This is a genomic window from Rufibacter sp. JT3400010 (assembly GCF_054956755.1).
In genome coordinates this window covers 70,322-91,477 of sequence record NZ_JBUDXA010000010.1, presented here as the reverse complement: position 1 = coordinate 91,477, position 21,156 = coordinate 70,322, and the positions used below count along the sequence as shown (strand labels likewise).

16 protein-coding genes and 1 pseudogene are annotated in these 21,156 nt (G+C 45.1%); 12 read left to right on the top strand and 5 right to left on the bottom strand.

Annotation, left to right across the window (positions count from 1 at the left end; genetic code table 11):
• Nucleotides 1-48: 48 nt before the first annotated feature.
• Nucleotides 49-504: a type I restriction enzyme HsdR N-terminal domain-containing protein gene (locus ACY0JR_RS11620; RefSeq protein WP_462634256.1), complete on the bottom strand. Its 456-nt coding sequence runs from the start codon at nucleotides 502-504 to the stop codon at nucleotides 49-51.
• Nucleotides 505-579: 75 nt separating this feature from the next.
• Between ACY0JR_RS11620 and ACY0JR_RS11615 the strand changes: the two genes are divergently transcribed.
• Nucleotides 580-1,350, top strand: a complete 771-nt coding sequence (locus ACY0JR_RS11615) for an AMP nucleosidase (protein WP_462634255.1) — start codon at nucleotides 580-582, stop codon at nucleotides 1,348-1,350.
• Nucleotides 1,343-3,025 carry an amidohydrolase gene (locus ACY0JR_RS11610; protein ID WP_462634254.1) on the top strand — a complete coding sequence of 561 codons (1,683 nt, stop codon included), beginning with the start codon at nucleotides 1,343-1,345 and terminating at the stop codon, nucleotides 3,023-3,025. The genes ACY0JR_RS11615 and ACY0JR_RS11610 overlap by 8 nt, the downstream gene beginning before the upstream one ends.
• A gap of 92 nt (nucleotides 3,026-3,117) precedes the next feature.
• On the opposite strand, the gene ACY0JR_RS11605 is transcribed toward ACY0JR_RS11610, so the two are convergent.
• Complete coding sequence (locus ACY0JR_RS11605) at nucleotides 3,118-4,431, bottom strand: MFS transporter (protein WP_462634253.1); 1,314 nt, start codon at nucleotides 4,429-4,431, stop codon at nucleotides 3,118-3,120.
• Between the two features lie 148 nt (nucleotides 4,432-4,579).
• Between ACY0JR_RS11605 and ACY0JR_RS11600 the strand changes: the two genes are divergently transcribed.
• The 5 genes and pseudogenes from ACY0JR_RS11600 (at nucleotide 4,580) to ACY0JR_RS11580 (ending at nucleotide 10,171) form a co-directional block, all read left to right on the top strand.
• Nucleotides 4,580-5,164 (top strand): RNA polymerase sigma-70 factor, encoded by a 585-nt coding sequence (locus tag ACY0JR_RS11600; protein ID WP_462634252.1) that lies wholly within the window; start codon nucleotides 4,580-4,582, stop codon nucleotides 5,162-5,164.
• A gap of 100 nt (nucleotides 5,165-5,264) precedes the next feature.
• Nucleotides 5,265-6,335: a FecR family protein gene (locus tag ACY0JR_RS11595; RefSeq protein ID WP_462634251.1), complete on the top strand. Its 1,071-nt coding sequence runs from the start codon at nucleotides 5,265-5,267 to the stop codon at nucleotides 6,333-6,335.
• Nucleotides 6,336-6,371: 36 nt separating this feature from the next.
• On the top strand, nucleotides 6,372-7,106 hold the full coding sequence (locus ACY0JR_RS11590; RefSeq protein WP_462634250.1) for a head GIN domain-containing protein: 735 nt from the start codon (nucleotides 6,372-6,374) through the stop codon (nucleotides 7,104-7,106).
• Between the two features lie 491 nt (nucleotides 7,107-7,597).
• Nucleotides 7,598-7,747: pseudogene (locus tag ACY0JR_RS11585) on the top strand (hypothetical protein); the annotation flags it as partial.
• A gap of 132 nt (nucleotides 7,748-7,879) precedes the next feature.
• Nucleotides 7,880-10,171, top strand: coding sequence for a TonB-dependent receptor (locus ACY0JR_RS11580; RefSeq protein ID WP_462634323.1), 2,292 nt, complete (start codon nucleotides 7,880-7,882; stop codon nucleotides 10,169-10,171).
• 273 nt (nucleotides 10,172-10,444) lie between these two features.
• Here ACY0JR_RS11580 and ACY0JR_RS11575 read toward each other — a convergent pair whose 3' ends face one another.
• A complete protein-coding gene (locus ACY0JR_RS11575; protein WP_462634249.1) occupies nucleotides 10,445-11,926 on the bottom strand; it encodes a protein kinase family protein in 1,482 nt (493 codons plus the stop codon).
• 270 nt (nucleotides 11,927-12,196) lie between these two features.
• On the opposite strand from ACY0JR_RS11575, the gene ACY0JR_RS11570 reads away from it, so the two are divergent.
• The 4 genes from ACY0JR_RS11570 to ACY0JR_RS11555 all read left to right on the top strand — a co-directional run bounded on the left by ACY0JR_RS11570 (nucleotide 12,197) and on the right by ACY0JR_RS11555 (nucleotide 16,658).
• Entirely contained in the window at nucleotides 12,197-12,394 is a 198-nt protein-coding gene (locus ACY0JR_RS11570) for a hypothetical protein (protein ID WP_462634248.1), read from the top strand.
• A gap of 125 nt (nucleotides 12,395-12,519) precedes the next feature.
• Nucleotides 12,520-14,241 carry an ABC transporter substrate-binding protein gene (locus ACY0JR_RS11565; RefSeq protein WP_462634247.1) on the top strand — a complete coding sequence of 574 codons (1,722 nt, stop codon included), beginning with the start codon at nucleotides 12,520-12,522 and terminating at the stop codon, nucleotides 14,239-14,241.
• A 123-nt stretch (nucleotides 14,242-14,364) separates the two neighbouring features.
• Nucleotides 14,365-15,594, top strand: a complete 1,230-nt coding sequence (locus tag ACY0JR_RS11560) for an ABC transporter permease (RefSeq protein WP_462634246.1) — start codon at nucleotides 14,365-14,367, stop codon at nucleotides 15,592-15,594.
• 8 nt (nucleotides 15,595-15,602) lie between these two features.
• Nucleotides 15,603-16,658 (top strand): ABC transporter permease, encoded by a 1,056-nt coding sequence (locus tag ACY0JR_RS11555; RefSeq protein ID WP_462634245.1) that lies wholly within the window; start codon nucleotides 15,603-15,605, stop codon nucleotides 16,656-16,658.
• A gap of 1,046 nt (nucleotides 16,659-17,704) precedes the next feature.
• On the opposite strand, the gene ACY0JR_RS11550 is transcribed toward ACY0JR_RS11555, so the two are convergent.
• The gene (locus tag ACY0JR_RS11550; protein WP_462634244.1) at nucleotides 17,705-18,160 is read right to left on the bottom strand and encodes a molybdopterin oxidoreductase; all 456 of its coding nucleotides are present in this window, start codon (nucleotides 18,158-18,160) and stop codon (nucleotides 17,705-17,707) included.
• A gap of 4 nt (nucleotides 18,161-18,164) precedes the next feature.
• A complete protein-coding gene (locus ACY0JR_RS11545; protein ID WP_462634243.1) occupies nucleotides 18,165-20,531 on the bottom strand; it encodes a molybdopterin oxidoreductase family protein in 2,367 nt (788 codons plus the stop codon).
• A gap of 232 nt (nucleotides 20,532-20,763) precedes the next feature.
• Here ACY0JR_RS11545 and ACY0JR_RS11540 point away from each other — a divergent pair, with 232 nt between their 5' ends.
• Entirely contained in the window at nucleotides 20,764-21,138 is a 375-nt protein-coding gene (locus ACY0JR_RS11540) for a DUF7009 family protein (protein ID WP_462634242.1), read from the top strand.
• The last annotated feature ends 18 nt before the right edge of the window (nucleotides 21,139-21,156 follow it).

The window sequence follows — 21,156 nt, the reverse complement described above, 5'->3', positions numbered from 1 at the left end:
AAACCAATTCTAAGAAACACTTATCAAAGCCCCCCTTTCCCCCTCTATTTAGCCGCTAATTTCCTGAAAAGAAGGCAAAACGGGAATAGGCGTGATTTGGTTGGTTTCCGGGTGCACATGCCAACAGTAATGCTCGCGTCCGTTGCTGATTAATAAATAAGGAGCATCCACAGTCTGGTTGTAAACCGCCACCTGCCGCACGGTGGCTTGAGTGATGGGCACCTGCGGCGCTTTGCATTCCACCAGCAGTAACGGAGTTCCTTCTGCGGAATATACCCGTAGATCGGTGCGCTTTTGCAACGTGTTGTATTTGGTGCCCCGCTCCACACTCATAAGGGCCAGCGGATACTGCAGATGCACGTGCAGCCAATGGATAAGATGTTGCCGCACCCATTCCTCGGGAGTTAAGACCACATATTTACGACGCACCTGATCCAGAATAAATGTTTTCCCTGCAGAATCCTTAAGTTTGTAAGAATATGCGGGCAAAGAAAGCTGATCCATGCTCCAAAAGTACTAAGTTGTAGACAGAGCAGACGGTTTAAGGCCCTTTTTCTGAAAATCGAACCAAAAGAAACTATGAAGACAAAACAGGAGATTGTAGAGAACTGGCTTCCCCGGTACACGGGCAGGCCGCTCAATGAGTTTGGCGAATACATTCTATTAACCAACTTCCTTAATTATGTAGTGATGTTCGCCGAGCAGTTTGAGGTGGAGATCAAAGGTTCTGACAAACCCATGCAGACCGCCACGGCCCATAACATCACCATTATCAACTTCGGGATGGGAAGCGCCATGGCGGCTACCGTCATGGATCTTCTTTCTGCCATTAAACCAAAGGCGGCGTTGTTTCTGGGCAAATGCGGCGGTTTGAAGAAGTCTAAGTTAGGAGATTTAATTCTGCCCATCGCGGCCATCCGGGGTGAAGGAACGTCAGATGATTATCTTCCACCGGAAATTCCGGCCCTTCCCTCCTTCCGCTTGCAGCGGGCGGTTTCGTCCATGATCAAAAAACACGAGATGGACTACTGGACCGGGACGGTATATACCACCAACCGCCGCGTGTGGGAACATGACGAGGAGTTCAAGGAATACTTACGCTCTATACGTGCGTTGGGCGTGGACATGGAAACGGCCACCATCTTTGTGGTTGGTTTCATGAACGACATCCCGCACGGCGCTTTGCTGCTGGTGTCTGACAACCCCATGACCCCAGACGGCGTGAAAACCGCCGAAAGCGACCTGCGCATCACCGCCGATTTCGTGACCAAGCACCTCCAGATTGGCATAGATTCCTTGATGGAACTGCGTGACTCTGGTGAATCTGTGAAACACCTGCGCTATGATTAAGAAGTGGCAACACCTGGGACTGACGGCCTGTTTAGGGCTCTCTCTCCTTTCTTCCTGTACATCTGGTGAAAAAGCAGACCTGTTGGTCTACAATGCCAATGTCTATACGGTGAACCAAGGCTTTGAGAAAGCCCAGGCATTTGCCGTGAAGGAAGGCAAGATCCTGGAAGTAGGATCTTCAGAGGCGCTTCGGCAGAAATACAAGGCCACCGAAGAGGTAGACGCGCACGGCAAACCGGTTTACCCCGGCTTGATTGACGCGCACGCCCACTTCTTCCGCTACGCCATGAACCTGCGCGAGGCCGATCTGGTGGGCACTACTTCTTTTGCCGAAGTCATTCAGCGCCTGCAGAAACAACGGCAGGAACACCCGAACGCCACCTGGCTGACCGGCCGCGGTTGGGATCAGAATGACTGGCCGGAGAAGCAATTTCCTACCAAAGATACACTGGACCAACTTTTCCCAGATGTTCCGGTGCTCATTCAGCGGGTAGACGGGCATGCTTACCTAGCCAACCAAAAAGCCTTGGACTTAGCGGGCATCACGGCGCAAACCCAGGTGACCGGCGGACGCGTGGAAGTGAAAAACGGCAAACCCACCGGCATTCTGGTAGACAACGCCGGCGACCAGGCGTCAGAGAAAATCCCGATGCCCTCTGTGAAAGAACTTACCGCCGTCTTAAAGGAAGCGGAGCAGAACTTATTTGCCGTTGGGATTACCACCGTGGTAGATGCCGGTCTTGATAAAAGCGCCGTAGACCACATGGATTCTCTGCAAAAAGCCGGAGAAATGCGCCTCCGGGTGTACGCCATGCTCAGCCCTACCCCCGAAAACAAGAACCATTACTTTAAAAACGGTCCTTACACGTCAGAAAGAATGAACGTGCGCTCGTTCAAAGTGTACGGTGATGGAGCGTTGGGTTCCAGAGGGGCGTGCTTGCTGCATCCGTATTCAGACCGGCCTAATGAAACGGGCTTCCTGTTGTCAACGGTGCAGGAGTACAAAGACCTGGCGGCCGAATTGTACCAGCATAATTTCCAGATGAATACGCACGCCATCGGGGATTCTGCCAACCGGATTATCCTCCACATTTACGGCGATAACCTGAAAGGCAAAAACGACCGTCGCTGGCGTATTGAACATGCCCAGGTGGTTAACCCCGCAGACGTGCCGTTGTTTGGCAAGTACAGCATTTTACCATCGGTGCAGCCTACGCATGCTACCTCAGACATGTACTGGGCCAGCGAGCGTTTAGGGTTGGACCGGGTAAAACACGCCTACGCGTTTAAAGCCTTGTTACAGCAAAACAACATCCTTCCGTTGGGTTCTGATTTCCCGGTGGAGCACATCAATCCGCTGTATGGTTTTCACGCGGCCATTGCCCGCCAAGATGCGAAGAATTACCCTGAAGGAGGTTTCCAGATGGAGAACGCCTTAACCCGCGAAGAAGCCTTGAAGGGCACCACTATCTGGGCTGCTTATTCCAACTTTGAGGAAAAGCAGAAAGGTAGTATTGAGCCCGGCAAAGTAGCCGATTTCGTGATCCTGGATCAGGACATTATGACCATCAAACCCGAAGCGATCAGAGACGTGAAAGTGGTTAGCACCTACATAAACGGCGAGAAAGTGTACGGTGAGAAAGTGTACGGCAAGAAAGTGTACGGCAAGAAATAGCGCTTATCTGCTGTTTTTCCAAAAACGCCTCTTAAACGAAGAAAGGCATCCGTTGATGGATGCCTTTCTTCGTTTAAGAGGCGTTTCATATGCTACATCGCCGATGGTTCAACGGGTGCCAGTTTGCGGGTTCTGATGGAAAACAACAAAGCCAAGCCGATGACAAAGAAGACTAGCAAGGTAAGGATGCTGTTGCGCATAGACCCGAAGATTTGCTCGGTAATCCCGAAGACCAGCGTGCCCAGGGCTAAGCCCACTTTGTCGCAGATATCATAGAAACTAAAGAAAGAGGCATGGTCGGTGGTTTCGGGCAGCAGCTTGCTGTACGTAGACCGAGAAAGCGACTGCACTCCTCCCATCACGGCACCCACCACAAATGCCAGCACATAATATTGGTTGCCGGTAGTGACAAAGTAAGCTCCAATGGTAATGCCCACCCACACCACTACTGCCCACATTAAGGCCATGGTGTTACCTACTTTCCCCGAGAGCCAGGCAAAGAAATAGGCTCCGCCAATTGCCACGGCCTGAATGATCAGCAGCACGGTGATTAAAGCGTTATCAGGTAAGTTCAGTTCTTTAGAGCCGAAAAGGGAAGCCACGTACATCACGGTCTGCACGCCCATGTTATAAAAAAAGAACGCGATCAAGAAACGTTTAAGCAGAGGCAGTTCTTTCAATAAACTCACCACTCTTCCCAGTTCCTTGAACCCGTTCAGTAGATAGTTTCCTTCGGCTCTCTTCTTGTAGGGGTTATTAGGCAGGTACGCAAACGAATACTGCGAGAAGCCGAACCACCAGAGTCCCGTAATCAGGAATGAAATGCGCGGCGGCAAACCAGCATCCTCAATGCCAAGCTTTTCGGCATTCAGCACCAAGGCCAGGGAGAAGATCAGCAGCAGCATACTCCCAATGTAGCCCAGTGAAAAGCCGCGCGCGCTCAATTTATCAAAGTTGTCTTCGGTGGCAATTTCCGGCAGGTAGGAATTATAAAAGACGATACTTCCGCTGAACCCGATGGCCGCCACCATGAACAGCAACACTGAGATGGAGAAGGTATCCTGGGTGAAAAAGAAAAGACCCATGCAGGCGGTGGAGCCCATGTAACAGAAGAACCGCATGAAGTTCTTTTTATTTCCGCCGTAATCAGCAATGGCGGTGAGCAGCGGACTCAGGAAAGCAATGGTCAGGAAAGCCCCCGTTAAGGCATAACTATACAGCACCGAAGCCGAAATTTCTATCCCAAAGAAACGGACCACATCGCCATTGTCTCCTTTGGTAATGGCCACATAATAAATAGGGAAAATGGCGGTGGTTATTACAAGCGAATAAACAGAATTGGCCCAATCATAAAAGCACCAGGCCTTCATGACTTTCGGGTCATTTTTAAGAGTTGTTTGCATCATAGGGGCAGCACTGCCTTCAGTTAAATCATTTAATCGCTCTAAATAAACGATTTACTATGTATTAAGCTGTTAAATTTTAATTATACGTGTAAAACATAGGATAACTTTCTGATTCTTATAATTTTGCAGTACACTTAACTTTACTATTATGGGTACACCAATACTTACCCAAGACCAGGAATTGCATAACCTGCTCAAAACAAACGAAAAGCTGTTCATGGAAACGCTTTTCAAACAGTACTACGGTTTATTATGCAGAACAGCCGTACGTTTTACCAAAGACACGGAGTCTGCCGAAGATTTAGTGCAGGAAGTTTTCTGCAAAATCTGGCAGAACCGCGAGGTGCTGGAGGTCACAACGTCCTATAAAGCTTACCTCATCCGGTCGGTGACAAACCAAGCCTTAAACTACCTGGAGAAACAGAAACGCCTGGTTCTGGCAGAAGACACCACTCCGTTTGAAGCGACCCTTTCGGCCAACACGACCATGGAGCTGTTAGCCGGAACGGAGATGGAAGGCCGTATTCAGCAGGCGTTGAATGAGTTACCGCCCCAATGCCGCCTTATTTTTGAGATGAGCCGTTTTGAGGAATTAACCTACAAAGAAATAGCCGAAACGCTTCAACTTTCGCCCAAAACAGTGGAAAACCAAATGGGAAAAGCGTTGCGCATTTTACGGGAGCAACTGTTGTTTTTACTTTTAACTTCTTCTCTCTTAACAAGTTTAGCCTAACCAAGCAAAACTTTAACATTAGCTTAACAAATTTCTGAAGTGGGCATAGGGGTTACCCTCCTTTTAGCTGTCATACAGACACCACGACACTAACACTACCATGACACAAACAAAACCAAACACCCACGAGAATCCGGAATGGGTCTTGATGGCTAAAGCTTTGCGCGGAGAACTCACAGAGGAAGAACAGGTTGAGTTTTCTACCTGGCTAAACGAAGATGAGGCGCACACCCAACAATGGACCGACGCCCTGGAAGTTTGGGACCAGGTTGGCACCGAACAAAACCAGACCTTCCAGCCGAATGCAGACGCCGCCTGGTCTAAATTGAGCGCCAAACTAGACTTCCCAACGGAAACCAAAGTGATTCCGCTGGTCCCATCAACGGACGAGGTCTCAGAAGAACCCACCACCACCGTTGTCAGACAGCTCTCTCCCTGGAATACCCTATACAAGTATGCCGCCGCCTTTGTACTGGCTGCCGGTCTGGCTTGGTTAGGGTATTTGCAGTTTAACGGCTCCTCTTCTGCCTGGACACAGGTGGCTACGGCCGCCGGTGAAAGACAACTCATCTATCTGCCAGACAGCAGTCAGGTTACGCTCAATGAGAATTCTACCCTTAAGTACCAGACAGCTTTCAATGGGGCTGAGCGCCAGGTGGAATTAGTAGGAGAAGGTTTTTTTGAAGTCCGGAAAAACCCCAAACAGCCTTTCGTAGTGAAAAGCAGAAACGCTCAGACCAAGGTATTGGGTACCTCCTTCAACGTGAGAGCCAAGCAGGAAGAGCCCAATGTTTCAGTAGCGGTAGTTACGGGAAAAGTAGCCTTCTCCTCCCTCAAAGACAAACAGCAGGTGCTGCTTACCCCCGGGTACACCGGAGAGTTATCGGCCAACGGCCAGCTTGCCAAAAGACAGACGGTAGAAGCTACGGCTACCCCTTGGCGTTCCCTGGTGTTTGAAAACACTTCTATCAAGGCTGTGGCCCAGCAATTAGCGCAGTATTTCAAAGTTCCGGTGAAGGTATCTGACCAGAAACTGCAAGCCTGTACTTTCACGGGTACCTTTGAGAATCCGGAGTTGAGCGAAATTCTGTCCGTCTTGGTTGCTTCCTCAGATTTGAAAGTAAAGCATACTCAGAACGGGTACACCATTGAAGGCGCTGGTTGTCAATAAGTACCTTTTACCGGGCAAGGTATTTAGAGCACAGTCATGCATTTAAGCAGAAGCGTTCGTTACTTTTTGTATTTCTGTTCCTTCGCTTTCTTCACCGCTTGTGACATTCTGGGCGACGGTCCGTGTTTAGAGGGAACAGGCCAAACCAAATCTGAAGCCCGAGACGTTCCTCCTTTTACCGGAGTAGACATGCGGATTGGCGGAAATGTGTACCTCTCCGCTGGCCCGGAGGTGAAAGTGAAGGTGGAGAGTTACGCCAACCTGCTTTCTCAGATAAAGACTGAGGTGGTAGGAAACACCCTGATTATTAGTTCAGGCTCCTGTTTACAGTATTCTGATGAGGAAACCAATGTGTACATTACCCTGCCCGACCTGGAAAAGGCCGAGCTGCAAGGTTCAGGTCTGATGAGAATCCAGGCGGTGCCTTCCGTCAAAGATTTACAGATCAGACTTTCCGGCTCCGGCTCTATCAGATACCTGGGCAGCACAGACAGAATAAAGGTCTTGCACACTAGTTCCGGAGATGTTGACCTGGAAGGTTTCTGTGGGAAACTGGAAACCACGTTAACTGGTTCAGGAAGAATTTTAGGTTTTTTCCTTCATGCTGACACAGTGAAGGCCAATTCAACCGGATCTGGAAACCAACAGCTTTGGGTAAATAGAATTCTAGAAGCCACCATAAGCGGCAGCGGAAACATCTATTACCGAGGCTCCCCTCAACTGGTCTCTTCCAGCACCACAGGCTCAGGGAAAGTACTACATGATAATTAATTCAAAAGCAGCCCGAGAATCTCCTCGGGCTGCTTTCATTGTAACTAACTTACACATTCTGTGATTCTTATCAGTAATAAGACAGGTGGTAATTGACTGAGTAATCGTTTCCAACCTACTTTCAGAAAACCAAGCAAGAAACAACTGTTCAGTTTACAAACACCCATATTCCATGAGCTTACTTGCTTTTGCGCCTGTTTTACCAAATAAGGTTAAAAACGATTTCCTAATTTGAGGTATTTTAAATATTATCATTGCGTTACTTCATTGAAAATGTACCATACTACTAAGGAAAGATGCTATAATATCTGTATAGTGCTTTGGAAATATTCCTGAATTTCAGAAATTAGCAAACGGATTTCCGGTGCTTTCCAACTTCCTTACTTTTCAACCTGCTGGTTTTGTTTAGACAAATTTGCCTCTGTTTTTGGCTTGTTTTCCTGATCTTCTCCCATCTGAATTCAGAGGCACAAGAATTACCGGCAACATCTGTGTCTTTTCATTACCAAAGTACCCCGCTGGAGCAAGTATTGGAAGATCTGCAAAAGCGGTATTCTCTGAATTTCTCTTACATCAATAACCAGCTACCGCTTACTTCAAGAATTTCCTGCTCGGCAACGTCGCTGCCTTTGGAGAAGGCTCTCCAGGCTTTGAGCGCCTGCGCTAATCTTACTTTCCAATTCATTGGCGAACAGATCGTTTTAAAACCAAAGAATGTAAGTAGCGCCCCCCCACTTCCTCTCAAAGCTTATACGCAAAACTTACGAGGCACCGTGCTGGACGCCGGACTTAAAACACCACTGATTGGCGCAACTGTCTCTCTTGTTTCTATGGATCCGGTGCGGGCGGTGAGTACGGGCGTAGATGGTTCCTTTGTTCTGGAGAAGCTTCCCATTGGCAGACACTCTCTTAAAGTCACCTACCTAGGGTATAAAGAAGCGGAAGTAAGCAATTTCATGGTTGTTTCTGGCAAAGAAACCGTCATCTCTGTTCAACTGGAAGAAAGCTTTGTTCAACAGGAAGAGGTGCTGGTAGTGGCCGAGAGAGACAAATCACTTCCTCAAAACCAACTGATTTCCTCCAGTGTCCATACCCTCAGAACAGACGAAGTAAATAGATTTGCCGGCTCCCGCCAAGATCCCAGCCGAATGGCAGCCAATTATGCGGGCGTTGCCAGTGCATCAGATCAACGGAATGATATTATTGTGCGGGGAAATTCCCCTTTAGGAGTTCTATGGCGTTTGGAAGGTGTGGAAATTCCCAATCCTAACCATTTCACCTTCACCCCCAACACCGGAGGAGGTTTCAGTATGCTGAACAATAACCTGCTGGCCAACTCAGATTTTCTAACGGGTGCCTTCCCTGCCGAATACGGCAACCGGATTGGGGCTGTCATGGATATCAAACTACGCGAGGGCAACAACAAGAAAGTAGAGAATGCGCTCCAAATGGGCCTGAACGGCATGGAAGTGGTCACCGAAGGACCATTGATGAAAAGATGGGGCGGCTCTTTTTTGGGCAGCATGCGTCTCTTCACATTCCGTCCACTAGATGCATTGGGGGTGAATACAGGTTATGAAGGGCGTCCCCGCTACCAAGATGGTTCCTTTAAAATAGTTTTACCTACGCCTAAAGCAGGTAAATTCTCGGCCTGGGGCATTGCCGGCAGTAGCAGCATTACCATTGATGAGATAGACGAAGACACTACCACCTGGGGGAAAGTTCAGTACAGACTAGAACCCATCTTAGACAACCAAATGTTTGCGTTTGGGCTTCATCACACCTATACAAATATCCCAAAGACCGTCACAGAACTCATCATCTCAACATCTAGCAGCCAAGTAGAGGCTAACACTTTTGCTACTTTCAGAGATCTTACCACCAGATTTTTCTATTATCTGCGCAATTACGAAAAGCAACTCATTACCAGGTTTAACGTAACCCACAAACCTACACCCCGCTTGTTGCTGAAAAGCGGGATTTCCTGGCAGAAAATGTTCTACAACAATCAGGAAATCATATTTCAATATCCTAGAGAGGTGTACGAGATCCCGTTAGATGCCGAAGGTTCTGCCACCCTTCTACAAGGCTACGTTCTGTCTAAATACTCGATTACCCCTCAACTGGATATTCAGACCGGTTTATACGCCCAGAAATTTTCCATTGGCCAACGGGTAGCCATAGAGCCCAGAATCTCTTTTGACTATTATCTAACCGATGCACAGAAAATCTATCTTTCTGCCGGTTTACACAGCCAGACCCAACCACTGGTTTATTACGAATATCGCTTCTTTTCGCAAGAACAGCCTGTTTTCAACCAACCCTACAACCAACTAGATTTTACCAGAAGCCGTCAAGCGGTTTTAGGATATAACTACTCCATCAACTCAAATTGGCGGTTAAAGGCAGAGACCTATTACCAATACCACTACAAAGTCCCGGTAAGCAAGCGAGAAGGAGAAGAAGCTTTCTCTATGTTAAACCTGGGAACTGATTACAGTTTTGTGACCGTAGACAGCGTTGTGAGTACCGGAACCGGGAAAAACTACGGAATTGAACTTACCGCCGAACGGTTCCTGAAGAAAGGCTTTTATGCTTTAGGAAATCTCTCCCTTTTGAAATCAACGTTTACGGGCGGAGATGATATAGAAAGAAATACAGCTTTCAGTATAGGCTTTATTTCCAACCTATTACTAGGAAAAGAAATTAAGTTAGATCATGAAAACAAACATCATCTTTCGCTTGATTTAAGAATTAACTACGCTGGCGGAAGAAGGTACATTCCTATTGATAGCGTGAGAACTATCAATGAACCCACTGACAGGATCTATTACGAAGTTGAAAACGCCTATAAACCCAAACTCAGAAACTATTTCCGGACTGATCTCCGTGTTTCTTATCAACTAAACACTAAGAAAACTACACAGTGGATTTTTGTTGCAGCAGACAACTTCCTTAACAGAAAAAACGAACTATATTATGGATGGGATATGGAAGAAAACGTAGGAAAGAGCTATTACCAATTAGGAATATACCCCTACTTGGGCTACCGAATACAATTTTGATTAAAGTAAAAGCATGAAGCTAAAATTAATTTTCATGCACTATCATCTCTCATTAAGTAACTCAAAGCACTTTGCTGTTTCTCTACTTATATTGCTTCAAATGATGTAAAAACTTAAATTATTTTTAATTTAATACAAGAAGATCATTTAATTAAATGAATCTGTCATTTTCAGCATATTTTCTGAATAGTAATAGTTAAACTGTAACACTAAGGACATTAGCTAACTAGTCCTTGTTATTACATATCTTAGTTCATAAAATGCAAGCTCATTTTACTTTGCATACATATCTCCGGCTTTTATTCGTTCCAGCACTAATTCCCATAAATGCTCATAAGGAATAATCTCTATCTCTGCATAAGCATCACCTGGGGTTGGGGTTTTTTGCAATTTTTGGTATAAACTATTGCCCTTCTTATAAGTATTTGCATAGTCAAAATTAGAACTTACCAACACCGTTAGAAGTTTGAAGAAGATTCTACTACGCTCGCTGAAGCTGTCCTTGAAATGATGTTGAGCATACTTCTTCAAGGAATCCACCCTATATTCTAATCCTTCATAATCAGCTATTTCTAGGTAATACATCACTTGCAAAATAAGAATGGCCACGTTAAATCCTTCCTTGTCTTTACTGTACGAGGGTGCGTTGAGCACCAGGCTTTGCCATTTCAATGGATTTTCCTTTTCTGGGGCAATAAACTGCAAATACGCTTCAAACAAAGTCCATCTTTCCTGAGCAAGTTTATTTATCTTCTTAATAAAAGGATTTTCCTGCACCTGGTGCAGCAACATATGGGCTACTTCATACTTCTTGGCGTGTATTGCCAGCAAAGTATAGTTCTCCATGTAGGCAAACCAATTGTTACTGGAAGGGTTAAAGGAAGGTAGATACGCACTAGCCAGAGCAAGACCTTGTTCCAGTTTTTTAGCTCTTAAGTGGGCGTAAACCTGTATATAATGATTGTACCTGTGATCGAATCTTTTGGCTACATTCTTATACTCTTTTAAAATTTGCTCAGATCTATCTGTTAAATTAACAATTTGGTCAAAATCTCCGTTTAACTCGTGTAGCCACATGGATAGTCTGTAGTAATTATTGAACGTCTCAAAAGTTCTTGCTTCTTGCCATATCTTATTCATTTTATCTAACACCTGATCAACCCTCTGCAGATACTCTTTTCGAGCTACTATTGAACGACTTAGCTCTATATTAGCTTCAGAGAAAATCATTTCTGATTCCTGGTCAGCAGCCAGTTTAGAGGATATATCTTTCAGTTGATCTACTGCTTTATAAAATAAGGAAGTTTCCTTTAAGTTTACGTAGGACTGTATGATTGCTCTTAAACATAAAGAGGAAATATAAGTAAGATCAAACTCAATAGACTTAGAAAGAGCTTGCTTTAAAAGTGGTAGAGCAAGATTATTAGCTCCGGCATCTAATAAAACTCTAGCCTGTAAGAATTTTGCCAAACAACTTTGTTCAACGGCATGTGATCCTTGGTTATTTCCTATGTTCTCATCATTAAAAAAAAGCTGATTCATCAGCTTCTTCCTGAGTCTGGATTTAACCATCTTCAAACCACCTTTATCTGGTCCGTTTGAATAAAGGATTAGATTTGCTGAAGATTCATCCTTAATAGTACCTACTAATATTTCATTATATAACTGCTTTTCTTTAGAATTACTGGTAAATAGGTGGCTCGGCATGCCTCCTCTTTTCTCAATAATTTGCACCAGTTTTACTAATTCTTCCATTAATACTAGAAATTTAAAAAAATCTTGAGCTACATTTGCCTTCAACAATACGAAAGAAACTTAAATATAATTTTTTTGTTTTAATAAATATCTGAAGAGTATAGTCTTTTCATTCCTTTCTAGCAAAGAAATAGATTTAGTATAAATTTATATTACTATTTTAATATATATTATAAATATTATCCTAGTTACGTTTCTATATAATATTTCCTTTCTATACAGGAATCAAACCCCCACATTTGTTGTATACTTTAAATATTTAAAAACGCCATGATAGATTTACTACTCGCCCTTCTCCTTCAACTTGCTTTGTTAAATGGAGGTACAACTGATAAAAAGGTTAATGAGAAAAGCTCAACAACTACTGTTAGAACTGCAGCTTCAGCTCAGACAACCAGTACTGAGACGACCACTACTACTACCGAGCCTAGCCGTGGTGGAACTGGTAACTGGGACACAAGAGACTAATTCTCCTTATATAGTTCATACAGTTTGATTTATCCTATCTGTATGAGTACTGCAAGTGAGCTAAGGCTTTTTGAGGCAAGTTTTGTAATATTGAGCATGACGTATGACCGTACTTACTGCTCTATATGAAAAACAAATGCGCAAAAAGCCTTAGCTTATTTTTTTTATGGCTTTTATCCTGCTCTTCTCCTTCTTCAGACTCAGGGATTACTGTTAGATTTGCTCAGGACCCAGAGTCTTTGCATCCCCTCAGCTACGGCAATGCACCCGCTCTCCAAATATTAAACTATATTCACCAGAGCCTTCTAACGGTTGACTTAGCCACCCAAGCTATTCAACCTTTGCTTGCGTCTGATTTACCAAGTATCAGGCGAGAAGATTCGGTTACGTATTTTAGCTTTACCATACGCCCAGAGGCTAAATGGGATAATGGCACTCCCGTAAGCGCGCAGGATGTAGCCTTCTCTCTCAAATTATTGCATAGCCCGAACCTTGAAAACGAGCGTTCCCGGGCACAATTTGACTTTATCAAAGACATCCAATTCTCTAAAGAGGATCAAAGAAGCTTCACCTTGGTTTGTTCGGGCTACACCCCTGAAATGAAACTGATGACGGGCGATTTTTTTGTTCTTCCCTCCTATCTGTTAGATCCTAAGGGCTTATTGAAGGCTGTCCCTTTTAAATTAGTTAGGGAGAAATTTGACTCTTTGGCACAGACTTCCACTTTTAAGGCCCTTGCTTCTGCTATTGAAAACCCGAGCATGGCAAGGGACACTTCTCTGGTGAAAGGAAGCGGCCCCTACAAACTTTCCAGATGGAGTTCTGGGCAGTCAATCATTCTGGATAAAAAGAAATCCTGGTGGGGCGATAATCTTAACCCCGTTGTTAAAGCATTACAAGCCAATCCTTCACGCATTCAAATTCAAGTGGTACCAGACAATGCCGCCGCAATTTTAGCTTTAAAAGCGCAGCAGCTTGATTTGATGGACAATATTCCTCTGGTCTCCTTTCTTGAAATGCGGAATGATAAGAAGTACCAGAAACTCTTCAACTTTTACACTCCTTCTTCCTATGAACTTGTATTTATGGGTATGAACGGACAAAATCAACTTCTGAATGATCGTTTAACCAGACAAGCCCTGGCACATTTGGTAAACATACCACAGATTGTGAATTCTCTACAAGGAGGCTTGGCAACTCCCAGCATTGGTATTGTGCATCCACAAGCAAAAGAATACTATAACGCAGATTTACCCGCTTTCAAGTTTGACAAAGAGAAAGCGAAAGCACTGTTACTGGCTGCGGGCTGGCAGCAAACCCCGGCAGGTTGGCACAAAAAAATTGGGGGCAGAGTTAGACAATTGAAATTGGAGTTGTTGCATAGGGCAGGAAACACAGATTTTGAAAACCTAGGTGTACTGTTTCAGCAAAATGCCCAAAGTGTAGGTATTCCGGTGACTTTACAGGTTCTGGAAAGCAGCCAAATAAGTGATAGGCTGCAAAGCAGGAAGTTCGATCTCTACTTCAGAACCATATCAGGCAATCCATTCTCCTATAATCTCATTCCTTTTTTTCATACCTCTAATGCAAAAGAAGGAGGCAGTAATGTAACTAGCTTCGGCAATGCAGAAACCGATGCTCTTCTTGAGAAAATTGCGGTAGAGGAACGTCCGGCAGAGAAAGCCCGGTTGCTGAAATCTCTCCAGCAGAAAATGCAGGAGGAAAGCAATATGATTTTCCTCTACTTTCTGAAAAACAAAATAGCAGTATCTAAACGGATCGATTCGGTGGTAATATCTAGCCTGAAGCCGGGCTATGATCTGACCAAATTCTCCTTTAAGAAATAAGTGGGAAAGTCCTTGTTGCATGTATTTCTAAAGCTCGTAAAATTTGCTTTTCCCCTTTGGATCACTGCTTCTATTGTTTTCCTGATGAGCCGCTTTCTCCCCTCAACAAATACCCCCAAGGGGATGGAGGAAGCCGACCAGGGAGTGTATGGCGCAAGTGATGTAGGAACGCTTGAAGAAGTGAGGAGTGACTATCTGGAGAGAACAGGTTTGAACAAGCCTCTTTTCTACTTTAGCATAGCCTTAAAAGGCCAGATGGTTGCCCAGCGTTTACACCCAACCGATACAGATAAACTTTGGGTTGAAAAGGCTGTTCTCTGGCACGGAGTCAAAGAAACCGAAAACTTTTACTTTAGCTGGCAAAAAGTAGCAGAGCCCCAGAAAAGGGCCCTGTTAAATGTTCTACTCTCCTGGGCAATCAGTGATTCACCTAGTGATAGAGTAAGCCAGGAAATAGAAGTTGCCCGTGAACTACGCGCTGCTGCTTTACCCTATTCAAACCAACTCCTCTTTTCTTGGCAGAAATTGGTAATGCAGCCTTCATCCATCACGTATTACCTACCTGTTATGCACTGGCAAGGAAGTAATAACCTGTATCATGATTGGATGGTGAAGATCCTGGCTGGGGACTTAGGGGTATCTAGACAAGATTACCAGGCGGTTACCTTAAAAATAAAGGAGTCAGCAGCTGTATCAATTAGTTTGGGAGTGATGGGCTTACTCTTTGCCATTGTGGTTTCGTACTTCGCGGGAATACAGTTCACAAGGCATCCTTCCAGTATGTTTACCCGGATAGCCCAGCAGTTCCTTTTCATGTTAGACAGCGTTCCGTCCTTTATGATTGCCCTCTTCTTATTGGGCGTATTTTTGATGGTGGGCGGTTCAGTTCTCACCCCACTTCCTCTTGAGGACGGTTACTTCTTTTCTAGTCTATTCAATACACCGGCCCTTCTACTTGGTAGCCTTTGCATATCGCTGTTGATTATTCCGCACCTTACGCTACAGTTTCACCGAAGCCTTGTCACGCAATCGCAAGCTCTGTACCTAAGAACAGCGCTCGCGAAAGGGCTTCCTTTTCAGAAAACGATCAAGAAACATGCTTTGCCCAACGCGCTACTTCCCAGCCTAACCATTCTGAGTGAAGTGATCATTGGCTTAATGGCGGGCGTATTAGTGGTAGAGATTACTTTTTCTCTACCGGGCTTGGGAAGTTTACTGGCAAAATCAATCCTTTCGGCTGATTACCCGGTTCTGGTTGGGCTTACCCTGCTTTTTCTGATCTTCCGGCTGGTGGTAGTGGGGCTTACAGAAATTCTGTACGGCCTGCTTGACCCAAGAATGAAAAGCAATTGAGGAAATCCATGGGAAAAGAAGCATCACAACCGGCTTTTTCGTTAGCAGAAAAAGTAGCTATCACCTGGTTAATCCTATTTACCCTAGCCGCCCTTGTTTCGCACGTTTGGGTAATGCAAGGAAAGCAGGTGGTCGCAATTCCAGAACAAGCCTACCTTCCTCCTTTCACTTCGGGTGAGCATCTGCTTGGTACTGACCAGTTAGGGAGAGACGTTCTACTTTATTTATTTCTTAGTTGCAGTACCGCCTGGCTTCTCACCATCCCTCCTCTTGTGGCAGCTACCATTACGGGTATTTTGTCAGGTACCGGGGCAGCCATTCTGGGGAATAATGGCTTGAGAATATCCGTGGCACGTCTTCTAACCCTGGTTGTTCTAGTAGGCACCTACATTGTCCTATACCCTATTTTCCACCAGTGGCCGCCCTTGTCCGCTTATGCAATCAGCAAATGGTTTTATTATACCAGCGGAATTCTTCTCGTCTTTTATGTTCTAAAAAGAAATTCAGCTTCCTTTCCTCAAAGAAAAAGAAATCTAGTAGCCATTCCCTTTGATGCAGGTCTGCAGAAGATAATAGATGTCTGGTCTACCCTGCCAAAACTGTTATTGTTACTGATCCTTACCGCCTTTACTTCCTTTTCCATCTTCACTTTAGTGGGTTGGATCAGCCTCACGTACTGGGTGCTTCCTGCCCGCATTGCCAGAGCCGGCGTTTTGCAGCTAAAAAAAGGAACCTACTATGAAACTGCACAGGCCTTGGGTATTCCTTTCAACAGGGTCTTCACGCATTTCATCCTACCTTCCCTAAAAGGGCCTATTTTGACGAACTTTTGTTTTGCGGCTTCCGGCTTGTTGGGCGTTGGATCTACCCTGGCTTACTTAGGGATTGGCATTCCGCCAGATGTACCTTCCTGGGGAAAGATGTTAGCAAATGCACGATTTTCAGTTGAAGCCTGGTGGCTCTTAGTCTTTCCTGCCACGCTACTGTTGGGTAGTATCTTTAGTCTTCAAGTATTAGGTCATAGTTTATCTACCAAAAACAGAGGCAAATCTGTTACAAAATAGGCAATAGCTTAGCTCTTACACCTTCATACAAGCCCTTAATTCATCTTTACAGGATATATTACAACTGATTTATTAATAACATCATATTTTTTTTATAAAATATACAAGTTATTACTATAGTGATTGTTTCCTATTTTGAGACTATTGTACCCGCTATTATTGTATCATAATAATAAGCAAATGAAGATGAACGTCTCTGGGTCTAGTTTAATGAACGCTACGCATGGCCAATCTCACTTAACCGTGGATTTGAAAGGCTCCAAAATGCCCGGAGGTCAGACTGCCCAATCATTGCTTGGTAAGATAGGAACTTATTCTTCTACTTCCATCTCCAACCTAATGGAATTCTCATCCACTACCTTAACAGATGGCTTTGTGATGGATGGTTATTTTTTAGGAACCTTCGAATTTGATTCACTTACCGGTCATCCGGGTATACGATATTAAGTTTTTGAGTTGTCTTCCGTAGCCCCCCATGCGGAAGTTAGTTTCTTGTTTCAGTTTTTTTGTTGTTTGTCTGTTTGCCTGCCGGCTTGTCACCGGCAGGCATTTTTTTGTCTGATCAATAACTCAGGAGTCACCTTCTCATTGAATCAAGGAAGTATTACCAAATGGCTTAAACCACTCGCCATCAGGTAAAAACCTCTCTCATTGGTCTGTCCCCTGACATGCCAACGCGTAAAGAACCGCGTATCCTAGTTTGGCTTCTTGCATGTGGTCTGTCGGGGACAGACCAAGGGGGCGGAAGTTTTGTTATTTACTGTATGGAAGCTTGTTTATGCGATTTGGTATACAGGCCTTTACATGAACCAAGTTCTTATATAACTGAAAAGAGCAGACTTTAGCTTTTTAGAATAAAAGCGAATGCGTCTGCTCCTTTAGCTGTTTAAAGGCTACTTTAACCAAAACGGTCGATAAGGGCAGTTCAGAACTTTGCCTCCATCCTTTTCATCTCCTAAGTACCAAGGAATAATCTGACTACATACAAGTGTTTTACTGTATGTTACGTCCGAGTTCAACAAGGCATACATGTGGCATACCTGTTCTTAAGCCACAACTAAGGTTTGCGGTGCCGCCTGTTTGATGCGGGTCTGTAGCCAAAGAGACTGCCTGGTAGTCTGTTCTCCAAACTGGGTACAAATGGTTTCTAACTCTTTGTCACGTAAAGCTCTGGCGGCTTGCAAAATCACTTTCCAGCAGATAGTTACTTCTTGGGTTAAAAGCCAGAGGTCATGTAGGTCACGTAACATGCCCATGGTGCCCGTGCGGGTTTCCTCGAAAAGAGACTCCAGTCGTTTGGGTTCAGTAGAGCTTCTGTCTTCTGTGTATTTTGCAATGAAAGGTCTGAGCCCTTGCTCATGCTCTTCTGACCAAGAGGCCAGTAATTTGCAGGTCTGCAGAATATCTGGCTCATCCATGTGTTTAGATGCTACCATCTTCAGCGCTTTGGCTAATTGATCTTCGGCGCTGTGTACTATTCCTATGTAAGTGGCTACATGCATTTCTCTAAAGACTAAGTTTTTCCTTTACAGATTCCATTACTTCAGCGGCTACATCTCCAATTCTATCAGTGAGTTTGCCTGCTTTGTGCATTCTTACCGCAGCATATTTGAAGTGCGGCTGCTTGCTCACAGGATCCCATTCAGAGAGGGTTAATTCATTAGCCGCTCTGGATCGCTCAGAATCCTCATCCCAGTAGCCATAGTGGAAAGGAATGAACACCAGACCAGGTTCTATATCACCTATTTTGGCAGCAGCCTCTACATGACCCCTACGAGATTCCACTCTAATCATTTCTCCTTCGTCAAAACCATATTTAGCGGCATCTTCTTCTGAAATCTGCACAAATACGTCTGGCGCGGCCTCCTGCAATTCACGGGAGCGGCCCGTTTTGGTGCGGGTATGAAAATGGTAGATAACCCGGCCTGTGGTTAGCCACAGAGGGTATTCTTCATCTGGTTCTTCGTGGGGCGGCTGGTAATCTGCGGCTCTAATAATGGCCTTGCCTTTGGGGTCATTGGCTTTGTAGTCTTCTGGGGTTACCTCACCGCCCGTTTCCATGTCATGGCCATAGGTTTCGCAGTAATCTGGACTGGTATTGAAGACGCCATCTGTGTAAAGGTGGTGCGTACCCTCTGGGTATTTCTCATTGCAGGGCCACTGGATATCACCTTTGTCTTTCAGCTTTTGGTAGCTCATGCCAGAGTAGTCACAAGGGCGGCCTTTGGTACATTCTTTCCAGCCTTCAAAGGCCTCTTCAGGTGTTTTCCACTTAATAAGTGGTGCTCCGTCTTTGTCCTTAAAACCCATGCGGCTTGAGTAATCCAGGAAAATATCAAAATCTGATCTGGCTTCTCCTGGTGGATCAACCGCTTTAAAAGAAACATGCACGGTACGGTCTACATTGGTAAAGCAACCGGTCTTTTCACCCCACATAGCAGCAGGAAGCACCACATCTGCGTGCATGGCAGTTTCTGTTAAAAAGGCATCCTGTACTACCACAAACAGATCTTCCTTGTCTAACACTTTTCTTATGGAAGGGAGATTAGGCATGGAAACCGCCGGATTGGTACACTGGATCCAAAGCATTTTAATGGAGCCCTGGTGGCAATACCGGAAGATCTGCATGGCGTGTGTGGGTGGCGACCAGTGCGGTATTATTTCTGGGTCTACGTTCCAGATCTTGGCTAATTCTTCAATATGCTCCGGGTTTTCCCAATTCCTGAATGCTGGTAAATCACCGTCAGCGCCACATTCCCGGGTATTCTGCGCAGTAGGCTGTCCATTCATTTGGTAGATGCCGCAGCCATCACGTCCTATAAGCCCTCTAATTAAGTGCAGATTGTTAATTTGTACGGCTGCTGCTGTGGCTTGCATAGACTGATAAACGCCTTGCAGCGCGGTAGAAACCAGCGTAGAGCAAGAGCCTAAGACTTGCGCAGCAGCTCTTAGTTTCTCTGCCGGTACTCCGCTTAACACCTCTACTTTTTCGGGGGAATATTTAGAAACTGTTTCTTTTAGCTTTTCAAAGCCAACGGTATGAGCTTCAATGTATTCCTGGTTAATTTGACCAGCCTGAATAATTAAATTCAATAAGCCGTTTAACACTGGTACGTTCGTGCCAACTTTGGGTGCCAGGTGAACGGTAGCATGTTTGGCAGTAAAGGTTTCGCGCGGATCTATTACCACTAGTTTAGGCGGGTTGGGTCCGGCTAACCGATCAAGAATACGAGCCCAAAGTACAGTTTGGGTAGAAGCAATGTTGTGCCCCACGTGTAAAATGGCTTCTGTGGTATCTAAATCTGTATAAGAACCGGGTTGACCATCTGAACCGAAGGAGAGTTTCAAAGCTGCCGCTGATGTGGCCGTACATAAACGTGTGTTGCCATCCATGTGTGGAGTACCTAAACCGGCTTTGCCAATAATGCCCAGAACGTAGTATTCCTCTAGCATTAATTGACCAGTGGTGTAAAACCCGATGGAACTGCTGGTGTGTTTCTCTACTAATTCCTTTGACTTCTGCACAATCAGGTCCATGGCATCATCCCAGGTGGCCTCCTCAAATTTCCCGTTTCGCTTAATTAGGGGCTTTGTAAGTCTGTCTTTGCTGTTGTTGGCTACCCAGCCGTGCAAACCTTTGGGGCCTAAGCGCCCATGGCTTACTGGGCTGTTGGCACGGCCTCTTACGCCTACAATCTTATTGTCTTTTACTCCAATTTCCATCCCGCAACCATTAGAGCAAAGTACACAAGCAGAGTGAACCCACTTGTCGGGCTCTTCTGCTACTCGTTCATCTACTCTCACCGGCCAATCTCCTAAATAGGGCGTCCGTTCTCCCCAAATGTCTGCAATGCTGTCGCGGGTTTCTTTCATAGTAAAGCTGTTTTTTAGGATTGGAGGTGTGGCCAAGTGTAGTAATTACAGTAAAGGATATCTACTCCGTTAATTTCACGGGCCATACTGTATAAATACTTCAATCTGACATCCACAGTTACTAATACAAGCAAAAAATTGAATCTGCAGTTTGTTTTGTCCTATAGAGTTATTACTTGCGTACTAGTTAGAATTGGTGATCCCCCTACTTCAAGAACTTAAACTTTTGCAAATGAAAATCAGAATTCTTGGCAACTCCCTGCGCTTCCGGTTAAGACAACCCGAGGTGAGTTCCTTCCAGCAGACTGGGCGTGTAACAGAGGTGACAGAGTTTGGATCAGAACCGTCACAAAAGCTTTCTTTTGCTTTGCAGGTTTCCTCAGAGCCTGAGTTAAGTGTGAGTTATGAAGATGGTACAACAACAATCAATGTTCCTAAGCACCTAGCAGATGAGTGGACGTACACAGATCAGGTGGGCTTTGATGGTAAGGTAGCTACCGGCTTAGGTCGCGTGATAGATGTGCTGGTGGAGAAAGATTTTGTATGTTTAGACCGTCCGGAGGAAGAGCAGATTGGAGCATACCCCAACCCGAATGCCCTTTGCTAAAGACAGACAGGAGCGTAT

Bases quoted from the DNA above. Each gene is read 5' to 3' on its own strand.
- ACY0JR_RS11540 (WP_462634242.1), top strand. From the start codon at position 20,764: ATGAAAATCAGAATTCTTGGCAACTCCCTGCGCTTCCGGTTAAGACAA.
- ACY0JR_RS11610 (WP_462634254.1), top strand. From the start codon at position 1,343: ATGATTAAGAAGTGGCAACACCTGGGACTGACGGCCTGTTTAGGGCTC.
- ACY0JR_RS11570 (WP_462634248.1), top strand. From the start codon at position 12,197: ATGATAGATTTACTACTCGCCCTTCTCCTTCAACTTGCTTTGTTAAAT.
- ACY0JR_RS11600 (WP_462634252.1), top strand. From the start codon at position 4,580: ATGGGTACACCAATACTTACCCAAGACCAGGAATTGCATAACCTGCTC.
- ACY0JR_RS11620 (WP_462634256.1), bottom strand. From the start codon at position 504: ATGGATCAGCTTTCTTTGCCCGCATATTCTTACAAACTTAAGGATTCT.
- ACY0JR_RS11595 (WP_462634251.1), top strand. From the start codon at position 5,265: ATGACACAAACAAAACCAAACACCCACGAGAATCCGGAATGGGTCTTG.
- ACY0JR_RS11550 (WP_462634244.1), bottom strand. From the start codon at position 18,160: ATGCATGTAGCCACTTACATAGGAATAGTACACAGCGCCGAAGATCAA.
- ACY0JR_RS11555 (WP_462634245.1), top strand. From the start codon at position 15,603: ATGGGAAAAGAAGCATCACAACCGGCTTTTTCGTTAGCAGAAAAAGTA.
- ACY0JR_RS11560 (WP_462634246.1), top strand. From the start codon at position 14,365: ATGGAGGAAGCCGACCAGGGAGTGTATGGCGCAAGTGATGTAGGAACG.
- ACY0JR_RS11590 (WP_462634250.1), top strand. From the start codon at position 6,372: ATGCATTTAAGCAGAAGCGTTCGTTACTTTTTGTATTTCTGTTCCTTC.
- ACY0JR_RS11605 (WP_462634253.1), bottom strand. From the start codon at position 4,431: ATGATGCAAACAACTCTTAAAAATGACCCGAAAGTCATGAAGGCCTGG.
- ACY0JR_RS11565 (WP_462634247.1), top strand. From the start codon at position 12,520: ATGAAAAACAAATGCGCAAAAAGCCTTAGCTTATTTTTTTTATGGCTT.
- ACY0JR_RS11575 (WP_462634249.1), bottom strand. From the start codon at position 11,926: ATGGAAGAATTAGTAAAACTGGTGCAAATTATTGAGAAAAGAGGAGGC.
- ACY0JR_RS11615 (WP_462634255.1), top strand. From the start codon at position 580: ATGAAGACAAAACAGGAGATTGTAGAGAACTGGCTTCCCCGGTACACG.
- ACY0JR_RS11545 (WP_462634243.1), bottom strand. From the start codon at position 20,531: ATGAAAGAAACCCGCGACAGCATTGCAGACATTTGGGGAGAACGGACG.